Annotated in this window: 8 protein-coding genes and 1 tRNA gene; 6 read left to right on the top strand and 3 right to left on the bottom strand. The window is 54.6% G+C overall.

From position 1 onward, the window contains the following. Positions 1-56: 56 nt before the first annotated feature. Positions 57-788, bottom strand: coding sequence for a hypothetical protein (locus RMSM_RS17570; protein ID WP_008699037.1), 732 nt, complete (start codon positions 786-788; stop codon positions 57-59). 1131 nt (positions 789-1919) lie between these two features. Beyond that, positions 1920-1993 (bottom strand) — tRNA-His (locus RMSM_RS17560). A gap of 632 nt (positions 1994-2625) precedes the next feature. On the opposite strand from RMSM_RS17560, the gene RMSM_RS17550 reads away from it, so the two are divergent. From RMSM_RS17550 to RMSM_RS17540, 3 genes are all read left to right on the top strand, one after another. Then, positions 2626-2943 (top strand): co-chaperone GroES, encoded by a 318-nt coding sequence (locus tag RMSM_RS17550; RefSeq protein WP_008699031.1) that lies wholly within the window; start codon positions 2626-2628, stop codon positions 2941-2943. Positions 2944-3005: 62 nt separating this feature from the next. Next, positions 3006-4625, top strand: a complete 1620-nt coding sequence (gene groL, locus RMSM_RS17545; protein ID WP_008699029.1) for a chaperonin GroEL — start codon at positions 3006-3008, stop codon at positions 4623-4625. A 247-nt stretch (positions 4626-4872) separates the two neighbouring features. Then, the gene (locus RMSM_RS17540) at positions 4873-5418 is read left to right on the top strand and encodes a hypothetical protein (RefSeq protein WP_008699027.1); all 546 of its coding nucleotides are present in this window, start codon (positions 4873-4875) and stop codon (positions 5416-5418) included. A gap of 529 nt (positions 5419-5947) precedes the next feature. Here RMSM_RS17540 and RMSM_RS17535 read toward each other — a convergent pair. Beyond that, a complete protein-coding gene (locus RMSM_RS17535) occupies positions 5948-7192 on the bottom strand; it encodes a hypothetical protein (RefSeq protein WP_040767748.1) in 1245 nt (414 codons plus the stop codon). A 517-nt stretch (positions 7193-7709) separates the two neighbouring features. Here RMSM_RS17535 and RMSM_RS17530 point away from each other — a divergent pair. From RMSM_RS17530 to RMSM_RS17520, 3 genes are all read left to right on the top strand, one after another. After that, positions 7710-8177, top strand: coding sequence for a hypothetical protein (locus RMSM_RS17530; protein ID WP_008699023.1), 468 nt, complete (start codon positions 7710-7712; stop codon positions 8175-8177). Positions 8178-8405: 228 nt separating this feature from the next. Then, positions 8406-10169 carry a tetratricopeptide repeat protein gene (locus RMSM_RS17525; protein ID WP_008699022.1) on the top strand — a complete coding sequence of 588 codons (1764 nt, stop codon included), beginning with the start codon at positions 8406-8408 and terminating at the stop codon, positions 10167-10169. A 548-nt stretch (positions 10170-10717) separates the two neighbouring features. Further along, positions 10718-11081: carbamoyl-phosphate synthase domain-containing protein (locus tag RMSM_RS17520; protein ID WP_008699019.1), on the top strand; the 364-nt coding region annotated here is incomplete at its 3' end.

The following is an 11081-nucleotide window of genomic DNA, read 5'->3' as shown; positions in this document are numbered from 1 at the left end:
GGGAGCTGGACTCCCAACTCCCAACTCCCAACTCCCAACTCCCAACTCCCAACTCCTCACTCCTCACTCCTCACTTCCCTTGACTGCTGAACCAACAGGTAGCTGGTCAGCGTGATCGCTGCGATCGCACTTTGCGGCGTCCAACTGAGGAAGATGCCCATCAGGACTTTGTCAAATTCCATGCCCAGTCCCCGCCCCACCGCGATCGCCACGGCGATTAGCGAGAACGCTGCGGGGGTAATGATGACCACACGTTGCTGCCACGATAATCGCCGCGGCAGCATCGCCAGGGCGACGAGTGTGATCGGGCCAAGCGTATAGATGGCAATCAACGTTTCTGGCCGTACAGCCAACTTGCTCGCTACCGTGGCGAATACCGCGGCGATGGTGGTTGCGACCATCAGCCCAAATAAGCTGAATTGGATCCGCTGAGTCGAGGCGGTGGCACTCTCCCCTTCGTCCAAATCACCCACCAACTGATTCAAATAATCGCGGTGACGAGCAGCGACCATGCCGATCAGCGAACCGAGTGCCGCAGCCACCAGAATATTGACGCCCATATTGGGATAGTCCGCGAACAGACCACCGTAAGTATTCCCGGCCTCCCAAATCGTCAATGGAAAGCCAATCGATTCATCCTGCGATTGTGGTTTACCGACCAGACTACTCCAGTCGCTTGAGCGGACAAAATACGACAGCGCATTGACGGCCGCCATCAACAACATACCCACGGCGGTACCACGCAGAAACCAACGCGTCGACGAACCGGTCAAGGATAGAGTGTTCATGGTAAAGATTCAGACGAGAGAAGCTACCGACGAGAAGGAATGTTACTTTATCCTATCATACAGCCTCGCTATCCCCGCTGAACCACAGCGTCCAGCCCGCGTTTCCCTGGGTCACCTCTCTTAAATGAAGTTTAGGGAAAGGTCGAGCAGAGCGTTGAGCGATTGCTCGAGTGAGGGCTTGCCTCCGGCTCAGTTGCACGCAACATCACTTTCCACCTCCAAAGCTTTACTTTTCGGGGAGGTCGGATGGAGCCTTCAGCAACATCCGGGTGGGGCTGTCTTTGGATCGCTTGCACTTCGTCACCTGTCGACGCAACCGCTTGCATCTGTACTTGCTCGGTCGCCCCTCACCCGCGAACGAAATGTGTCACCCACCAAAATTGGCTGTTGCTTAGGCAAGCGTGCGTTCTTCGCTCTGCGAATCTCGGCGTCCTCTGGGTTAATAATGAAATGTGTAGGTCCCAGAAGTCCGTTTAGATGCGGTTTCGCCGAGTCGTTAGTGTGAATGGGGACGCGGACTCACGCTCCAAAATTTGAACCAAACGCGCATCGACTATGACATGCGTAAGGGCAGGCTAAACAGAGATGCAGACGACTGGAAATGTTGGAACACTTATCCCACTGATAAACACGAATCGATCCGCAAGCTGAGCAATGTTGAAGAGCCGACAAAAAAATGCGGGGCAAAAAGATGTTCAAACCGATTGATGCCGGACAAAGAAATGCAGTCCGACTGGCCCAAATCGAAGTGGATCGTCACTCGATCTTAAGCAGGTAGCCGATAGTGATTGGATGAAATCCCGTTGGCTGCTTAGGTACTATCTGTTGATTTAATGAAGTTTCCTGTGGCCAAGGGTAGTTGATGGACAGCCTCCTCCGTCATGGGTGTATTCGACGGACGAGGAAGTCCATCGTACGAATCAACAAGCCTCCAGCGTCCAAGCGGCAACATACTGAAAGCCCCGTGCCTAACTGCTTAGTTTACGGGAACTCGATCTACGGGAACTCGATCGACGCTGGCAGCTTGGTGAGCTGAGACGTGAGAGAACATCGTGATTTTTGCGGAAGCGATCATCGCCGCTATCTTCGCAAAACCGACACTGTGGCAGCGGCCACAAAAAAGAAAAACAGGGTGAGTGAGGGGATTCGAACCCCCGACATTTGGAACCACAATCCAACGCTCTAACCAACTGAGCTACACCCACCGTCTGTCGATGCACGGAAATTTACTTTCCCTTCGCTTTACCGTCAACGGCTGATACGAGAGGGAATCGTGTTTCCTAGGAATGGTTCGCTTGAAAATCTCGAAACAACCGATTTATGCGGATTAGGCGATCTTTTCGGCGGGGTGAAACTGCTCGAGATTTTGTCCCGCTCATCGAAAGTGGTCCCCAGCACGGCGGCATCGACAATCCTGGAAGTCACCGGCAGGCTCCCCCAAAGCAGCCGGCAGATATCATTCGAGGAAATCCTGTTGGTCGTTTGGCGGATAGCACCGGTTGAATGTCAAAACCATGGCGGCCGCATGAGCGATACGAAATGAATCCCGCCTAGCGGCTGCGTCTGGGACCTGCCACCGGTTCCACATCGATGACGGGGCATCTGTGGCTGCCATTCTGGAACTGGCGTTTCCTTTGGCGCGTGACTCATTAGCGTTAAGTCATTCCGTGCAAACGACTTGAGACGAAAATGCCACGATCGGCACGCGGGTTGCTCTCAAAGCGATCCAAGTCGTGGCTCCCTGCCATTTGTGCATCGATTCGTTTTGACGCATGGCAAGGGTCTGCCTAAATAACAACTCAAACTTCTGTCCTGATAGACGAAAGGTGTCACGGAGATGGCGACTGCCACCAAAAAGAACTCGAAGATTCGCTTGCAACCCCTCGGCGAACGTATCGTGATCCAACGTGAAGAGAGCGAGCAGATGACTGCTGGCGGCATCGTGCTGCCCGATTCGGCTCAAGAAAAACCAGCTCGCGGCACCGTCGTGGCTGTCGGCAACGGCAAATTGCTCGACGATGGAACTCGCGCCGCTTGCCAACTGAAGCCCAACGAAAAGGTTCTGTTCAGCAGCTACGCTGGCGAGAACATCGAAGTCGATGGCGTCGAATACTTACTGATGCGTGAAGACGACGTCTTGGCTGTCATCGAGTAATCCCCCCGGTCACAACACCGGCACAACAAAACAATCCCTCGAAAACTGGAACAACATCTCCCATGCCAAAGATTATTGCCTACGACCAGGAAGCTCGCGAAGCAATCCGCCGCGGTGTTTCCAAATTGGCTCGCACCGTCAAGGTCACTCTTGGTCCTAAGGGCCGCAACGTTATCTTGCAAAAGAGCTTCGGCAGCCCGACGGTCACCAAAGACGGTGTCACCGTGGCTAAGGAAATCGAACTCGAAGACGTCTATGAGAACATGGGCGCTCAAATGGTTCGCGAAGTCGCAAGCCGCACCAGCGACGTTGCCGGCGACGGCACCACCACCGCAACCGTGATGGCCGAAGCGATCTTCAACGAAGGCCTCAAAGCCGTTGTTGCGGGCGTGAATCCTGTTCAGCTGAAGTCGGGTATCGAGCGAGCGGTTTCGGATTTGACCGAAAAACTGCACTCGATGGCGACCAAGGTCAAAGACAAAGAAGCAATGGCAAACGTTGCCACGATCGCCAGCAACAACGACCGAGAAATCGGAAACTTGCTTGCCGATGCGATGAGCAAGGTGGGTAAAGACGGCGTGATCACCGTCGACGAAGGCAAGAGCCTTCACACCGAGCAAGAGTGGGTCGAAGGGATGCAGTTCGATCGCGGCTACTTGTCGCCTTACTTCGTCACCGATTCGGCAACAATGGAAGCCGTACTCGAAGACGCCTACATCTTGGTTTTCGAAAAGAAGATCAGCAACATCAAGGACATGGTTCCGATGTTGGAAAAGGTGGTTCAACAAGGCAAGCCTTTGTTGATCATCGCCGAAGACGTCGACGGCGAAGCATTGGCCACATTGGTCATCAACCGTTTGCGTGGCACGTTCGCGGTTGCCGCTGTCAAGGCTCCTGGCTACGGCGATCGCCGCAAAGCAATGATGGAAGACATCGCAATTTTGACCGGTGGTCAAGCGATCTTCGAAGCTTTGGGTGTCAAGCTGGAAAGCGTTGACCTGCCACAACTTGGCCGTGCCAAGAAGGTCATCATCGACAAAGACAACACCACGATCATCGAAGGTGCCGGCAAGAGCTCGGACATCAAGGCGCGTATCGACCAGATCCGCCGCGAGATCGAATTGAGCACCAGCGACTACGACAAAGAAAAGCTCGAAGAGCGTTTGGCGAAGTTGGCTGGCGGTGTTGCAAAGGTCAACGTTGGTGCTGCGACCGAAAGCGAAATGAAAGAGAAGAAGGCTCGCGTCGAAGACGCCCTTCACGCAACGCGTGCTGCTGTCGAAGAAGGCATTCTGCCCGGCGGTGGCGTGGCTTTGCTGCGTGCATCGAGCAAGGTTAAGCCTGGTGATGATCTGAACGAAGATCAAATCGTCGGTTACAACATTGTTCTTCGCGCGTGTCGTGCCCCGATCACGATGATCTCGGAAAACGCCGGCCAAGACGGCGGGATCGTTTGTGAGAAGGTTGTCGGCATGAAGAACAACGAAGGCTACAACGCCCTCACCGACACCTACGAAGACCTCGTCAAAGCGGGCGTCATCGACCCAACCAAGGTAACGCGTACTGCACTTGGCAATGCCGCCAGTGTTGCAACGTTGCTTTTGACAAGCGACGCGTTGGTAGCCGAGAAGCCGACTGCGAAGAAAGCAGGCGGTCACGGCGGCGATCACGACATGTATTAATGTCACCCGATCGCAAGATCAACGCTTCATCATAGAGCGACCGGCGGAGAAATCCGCCGGTCGTTTTTTTATACGGCGACCCAAAAGGGGGGACGCCCCTGCAGCGGAAACGACTGCGGTTTCGCTGCCCTTACCACCAATATAAATATATTTCTCTTGATCTGGCCGGCTAACTATACTAGATGTTGAAACAGGTCGCGAAACCCTCGCGTCCCCTTCCGATGCTCTAAATATCGCGGAGGCGAAGATGAAGCCAGGTCCGAACGAGAATCCGTCCCCGGAACACTCGACCATCGAGCGTTTCTTTGCGGGTCTAAGTGAGTGCATCTTTTTGTCGAAGTTAGGCGTCGCTGACGTCCAGCTGGTCGACTATCTCAGCGAGTTGCTACTGCGATTCGTCCGTGTCGAATCGTTGCACCGCGTGCGACGCTCGAACGGAAAACCGGCCACCGAGGTCTTTCAGATGGTTGTCGAAGCGGACCGTCGCGTCGGAATTGCGCGCCGCGAAGTGCATCGCCATATCGGGGACTTCACGCTGTTCTGGTCGGGGATGTACCCGGAAAGTCTGCGGAAAATACAGCCCGAAACCTCTCCCGATGGCTTCGTTGACTATTGCCGTCAAGGGAAACGCGCCTACGCCATCGCTGCCGAGATCGAAGGGGGCGAAGACCGTCCGTCCTGTGATCTGCTGTATCGATTGAGCGAGCAGTTTGAACTTTGTGCCTATGGGCTTCGCGAAGTCCGCCGCGAAATCGAAGAAGGCGATCAGGGCGGGAATCTACTGATCACCTAATGCCCTAGCATGCCTGGAACCCATCGCTTGTTTCTGGTTTGAACGTTTCTGGTTCAAATACAGAAACAAGCGATTGAATGTATCGGAGTTTCGGTACGGCGGAATTCCGAAACGGCTTGTCGATTTAATCCGAATTCAAATCGCAACGGTGAGCCGTGGGTCGCAAGGCCCCTCTTAACGCGTGGGCCCCGGCCGCTCACGCGAACGTCCGGCTTAGGGTGACTCTAACAACTTGCATTCGTTCTTTTTTTAAGGCCGGAGGCCGGTACAATTCATGCCGGTGGTGTTAACCACCGGTTTGCAATGCAGCAAATCTAAGGTCGGAGGCCGACACATTTACTCAGTCATTGTGTCGGCCTCCCGCCTTTGCAGCTCATTCGCTACATCCCGTGGCCCTACGGCCACGGGATGTAGCGGCCTCTGGCCTAAGCCGGACGTCCTCTGACGCGTCGCGGCTCACTAAGACACCAATCCGTTGATGCGTTCCGCGACGTAATCGGCGGCGTCGATTGCAGTAGCGGACAGTGACTTATTGGACAGCGGGCAAACGCTGTGGGCTGCGAGCCGTAGGCTTTGTCGGGACCGACTCTCCAGCGGCAGCTTCGACAAAATGATTGACTTTGACGTTGTTTGGCAGCGGATTGGAAATCGCAATCCGCGTTTTCGCGGGCGGTGATACGGTCACTGGGGAAGCAACGACAGGAGACGCAACAGTCGGCAGAGGCGATCCGGCCGCAGGCGTCGATGGTTTCGGCGGTGCGGGTTCCGCTTTCGTCGACACAGGCGTCGCGGTCGATTTTGGCTTGAACTTGCCTTCCGCGATCCGGACGGGACGGCGAGTTTCAACAACCGGCTCGGGACTGGGTTGGGGAGCCGCCAGTACCGAGACAGCAACACGAGTCTCGGGTTCAACCACGGGAGCTGCAAGCCCTTCGACAGGCTGTTTGGGCTTCGGTTGCGTTTGATTCATCGCCGAATCCGCTGGAACTTCGATGAAGGGGGAATCGGTCTCGGGGTGAGGCAACGAGGGATCTATGGAGTAGCCTGAACCGCTGTGGTCTACTGGAAACTCATTCGCTGGAAACTCATTTACGGGTCCGTGAGATACGTCGCATGTCGTATCACAGGTAGGTTTAGGAGCCAGTTGCCGAAAAAGCGGAGTACGAAAATGGGGGCGAGGCAGTGACAAGTCACACAGCGGTTTGCTGTATCGAGCGGCTCCGACAGCCTTGATGGCAAGTCCCGTTTCGTTGACATTGCCTTGTAGTTTCAGCTTGCACTCGGGGGCTTTGCAATGCAAATCATTGCAGGGGACGTTGCGACAGGCTGGAAGTGCCCCCGCTTTTAGGGCCAATCCGGTCTCGTTCACGTTGCCCAAGATTCGGTGGGTAAAAAGACTAGGTTTCTTTGGCAATCCGCACTTCGAATCACATGGGACAGCGTCGCAGGAAAGAACGTCTCCGCATGCACTGCAGTTACCGTGACCACATTGTCCGTCACAATTCCCTTCGCAATAGGGGCGTGGCGGCATATCGGCACACAGACAAGCTTCCGAGCATTTGCAAGCGTGATAGCCGTCGCCCCAGCCTACACCCACGATGCGGCCAAGTTGCTGCAATGAGCCGGGCAACTCTGCGGACAGATTGCCGCCGCCGAGCAGTACAACGGAAACCCAGATCGTGGCAAGAATCGATTTCGGCCCGATTCGCAAACGGTTCGGGGCGTTGCCCCAGACGGAAGTCACCGGTCGATATTTGGAATCAAGTTTTTTCATCGGATGCACGCTCGGTTCTGAGTGTTTGGCGGCAAAAAGCTCAACATCTACAAAGTCATTCGCTCAATGGATCCTCACGTGTAGATTCGGTACTCTTGCCCGCCCCATGCTGAGCCTGGATTGCGAAACGCAACGGCGTTCGTTCAGCGTGACGGGTAGGAGAGCCGAAGCTACGTTCGGATTCATTGCAAGATTGCGGACGATTGCTGCTACTGGGGTAATCGGATCATCCGTCACCAACGTTTGACCGTGCATCACGGTGGAGTTGCGATTCCCCACTTCTGGCGTGGGTCCTAACGATCAGGACGACCTTGCGGGATTTACCCGGCATGAAAAGGGGGTTGGCTGGGGGAAAAGTGGTAATCGCGAGGATCAATCAATATTGCGTGCTAGATTAAAAAAGGTTCCACAAAACAGTTGGGGGGAGTGTTTCGCCCTATTGAGGGAAACCTACGGAGTTTTCCGGCAGCGGTTTGCTCTTTATTTCGTCCCGCGTTCCCGATAAGCGACAAACATCATGTCCAAGCGAACTCGATTCCTTGTCGATCCCAAGGTCCAATGGTCGATCGCCGCTCGCGTGGCGGCCCACTGGGCGATTTTTTTGATGTGTTTGGTCTCGATCAACGTCTGCGTCCGCGTTTTTGCCGCAGTCATTGACCAACCCTTCTGGGACGCCGTCCAATCTGCGATCCAAGCTCAAACGCCGATTGTGGTGGTTATGTTTGTGCTATTGCCCGTGTTTTTGCGGGACACGCTGGTCATGAGCAACCGATTCGCTGGACCGATGTACCGGCTACGAACCGCATTGTCTGGGTTGGCACGCGGTGAATCGATCAAGGCCATTAAATTTCGCACGGGCGATTTTTGGTTATCGGCCGCAGACGATTTCAACGTCGTTTTGGTGCAACTGAACTCGCTCAAAAACGAGAATGAGCAGTTAAGAAACGAAATTAACGCCCTTCGCGACGAACACGTCGGGGTCTAACCTCGAAATCATCCTCCGCACCCCACCGACGATCACCGACCAGTGCACGGCGGTGCAGCATCATTCGATCGTCCGCAGACGCGGCAACCTCTGCAGCGGCAATTCTAAAGATTTCTTTAGCTGCAGGCGGACTCTGTCTTCGCGGGACGAGCAAATCACGTCATAATGGCCCAAGGTGAAGAGCTTTTCTTCACCATCGATCAGCCTCGGATAATGGATTTGCGATAGATGGTTTTTCAGCAACGAGTTGGGATTGCGATCCTTGTAACTCTCGTCAGCTTGACGCATACACTAGGGGATGCCAACCAAACGGTGGTGGCACAAGAATTGGCCGTGGCGGACGACATCACGGCCACACAAGGCAAAAGTGGCAGCGGTGGGAAATCCGAAGCGACGGAGAGCGAATCCACCGTCGGAGCAGGCCAAGCGGAATTCGACGATGCAGTGATCAAACGTATCGATGCGGATACGCCTGAAGAGCTCGCTGCCGTCACAACCTTGCTCGAATCGGCACTGGCGAAAGGACTAAACGAAGAAAACAAATCGTTTGCCGAAAAAATGCTGGCCAGCGTCCTGGTCCAGCGAAGCCAACATTTGGTGACACTGATGCAGCGAGTTCGCGGTCGCCGGATGTTGCAGATTCGCGATGAAGCACTCGAATACCTGCGCAAAGCAACCAAGAGCGATGAAACGATTGTCGAAGCGTATTTGATGATCGCTCAACTGAACTTGCTGCCCGAAGGCAATCGTGAGGAGATGACCGAAGCGACGTCCAAGGCCATTGAACTGCTTCAGGACGAGCCGATTCAGCAGAGCCGAGCGTACGTTTTGCGTGCGGTCGCTCAAGAAGACGACGAAAAGAAGATGGCCGATTTGAATTCGGCCATCGAAGCCGATTCCACCAACATCGAAGCATTGCAGGCCCGAGCCGGTTTGCGGATGCAAAACGATGACGTGGATGGCGCGATGTCGGATCTCGAGAAAATCTTGGCCGTCGATCCTGGAAATCAGGTGGTCGCCCAAGCCGCAGTGCAACAGTTGCTCGATGCCGAGCGAGTCGACGATGCGGTGGATCTAATCACCAAAACGCTCGAAGCAAAACCAAGCGAAGGTATGTATCGGATGCGCGCGATTCTGTACCGCATGCAAGGCAAAGAAGACGAAGCGTTTGCCGATTTGAACAAGGCACTCGCGATGCAGCCCAAGGACCCTATTTCGTTGCTGCAGCGAGCGGAGATCGCACTTTCGCGTGGTGACATTCGCGCCGCCAAACGAGACCTAAAATCGGCGATGGGAATTGCCCCGCAAATCGCGGATGCTGAACAAACCATCGTCGTGCGTGTTTTGATCGCGGTCGAAGAAGGCCGGATGGCCGATGCGATCAGCGATATGAAAACGTTGGTCGACCGCGATCCCACCAGCATCGTGCGTCAATTGCAACTTGCAAATCTGTACCTGCAAGACGAGCGGCCTCGACAAGCGATCGAAACACTGTCGGCCGTCTTGGACCGTGACCCTAAAAACGCAGCCGTGCTGCGATCCCGTGCCGACGCGTTGCTCAGTGTTGGCGAACATGCCGACGCCGTTGCTGATTATGAACGAGCGGCAAAAGTCGCCGACGAAGACAGCATTGAACTGCCAGGCATCCTTAATAACTTGGCATGGGTTCTGGCCACTTCGCCCGACGACGAGTTGCGAGACGGAGAGCGAGCGATCAAGCATGGCAAACGTGCCGCTGAATTGACCGAGTTCAAAGAGGCTCATATCCTCAGCACGCTGGCCGCCGGCTACGCCGAAAACGGCGACTTCGAAAAAGCTATCGAATGGAGCAGCAAGGCAGTCGAACTGGGCGAAGAAGAGGAAAACGAGCAGCTTGAACAGCTCAAAGAAGAACTCGAAAGCTATCGCAACAACAAGCCTTGGCGTGAAAAGCAAGAGGTCGAAGAGAACAAGGTGCCGATCTTGTCGCCCGAAGATCTGATTGACACTTGAGCGTCGATCGCAAAGTTTGGTGGTAAGCAAAGGCCGGCTGCGTTGACGCCAAGCGGGTCATGTTTTTGTGCGGAGCGGCGCGAGAATGTCATCTACTATCGTAGCGGCACGACGCGAGCCGTCCGGTTGAGGCGAGTAAAACGTTCGCCTTAGACCGTGCGGTTATGGGCATTGGTGACGGCCCGGAAGGGCCGTCGTACTTAGGAATCCCGTCGCAAACGGGCCGTCGTACTCAGAAGTCATCGTAAGCCGCAATCTTTGGATTGCGGCTTTTTCGTTGGGGGGCGGCAAAACCGGCTGCAAATCAACTGGAACGCGTTGAAGAGAAGCATCGGACAAACTTCAAGTGGCATCATCGTTGCCTCGTCCACCACGACAGTAAATTTTTGGCCGATGCTAGGTGTCCCCCCGTTGGCGCCCATTTGCGGTTGTTGACGTGCAAGTTAGCGAGTCAACGACGCACCCCGCCTCGTCAAAATTGCAAAAGGTGTTTATTCTAAGGCTATCGGAATTTTGTTCCCTTAACCAAAAACACATCAGCATCTGATATGCCCAAACCAGCGAAACTTGCGCTCGAAGATGGTACCGTTTACGAAGGATACGCGTTTGGTGCCGAAGGAGAGGTGGCTGGGGAAGTCGTCTTCAATACGGCGATGACTGGCTACCAAGAAATTTTGACCGATCCAAGTTATCGCGGTCAAATTGTCACGATGACGTATCCCGAGATCGGAAATTATGGCGTCAATTCCATTGACGTCGAACACGATTCACCGTCGCTGTCCGGTTTCATTGTTCGCTCGGACAGTCGAATCTTCAGTAACTATCGCGCCGAGGGCGATTTACAATCGTACCTGCAAAAACACAACATCCTCGGGCTAACCGGGATCGATACGCGAGCACTCGTTCGCCGCA

It is taken from the genome of Rhodopirellula maiorica SM1, assembly GCF_000346295.1.
In the GTDB taxonomy this organism is placed as follows: domain Bacteria; phylum Planctomycetota; class Planctomycetia; order Pirellulales; family Pirellulaceae; genus Novipirellula; species Novipirellula maiorica.
The sequence above is the reverse complement of the archived record's forward strand: the minus strand, read 5'-3'. Positions and strand labels throughout refer to the sequence as shown.

What these genes read in the sequence shown, in the direction of transcription:
- RMSM_RS17570 (WP_008699037.1), bottom strand. Translation starts at nt 788, where the DNA reads ATGAACACTCTATCCTTGACCGGTTCGTCGACGCGTTGGTTTCTGCGT.
- RMSM_RS17550 (WP_008699031.1), top strand. Translation starts at nt 2,626, where the DNA reads ATGGCGACTGCCACCAAAAAGAACTCGAAGATTCGCTTGCAACCCCTC.
- groL (WP_008699029.1), top strand. Translation starts at nt 3,006, where the DNA reads ATGCCAAAGATTATTGCCTACGACCAGGAAGCTCGCGAAGCAATCCGC.
- RMSM_RS17540 (WP_008699027.1), top strand. Translation starts at nt 4,873, where the DNA reads ATGAAGCCAGGTCCGAACGAGAATCCGTCCCCGGAACACTCGACCATC.
- RMSM_RS17535 (WP_040767748.1), bottom strand. Translation starts at nt 7,192, where the DNA reads ATGAAAAAACTTGATTCCAAATATCGACCGGTGACTTCCGTCTGGGGC.
- RMSM_RS17530 (WP_008699023.1), top strand. Translation starts at nt 7,710, where the DNA reads ATGTCCAAGCGAACTCGATTCCTTGTCGATCCCAAGGTCCAATGGTCG.
- RMSM_RS17525 (WP_008699022.1), top strand. Translation starts at nt 8,406, where the DNA reads ATGGTTTTTCAGCAACGAGTTGGGATTGCGATCCTTGTAACTCTCGTC.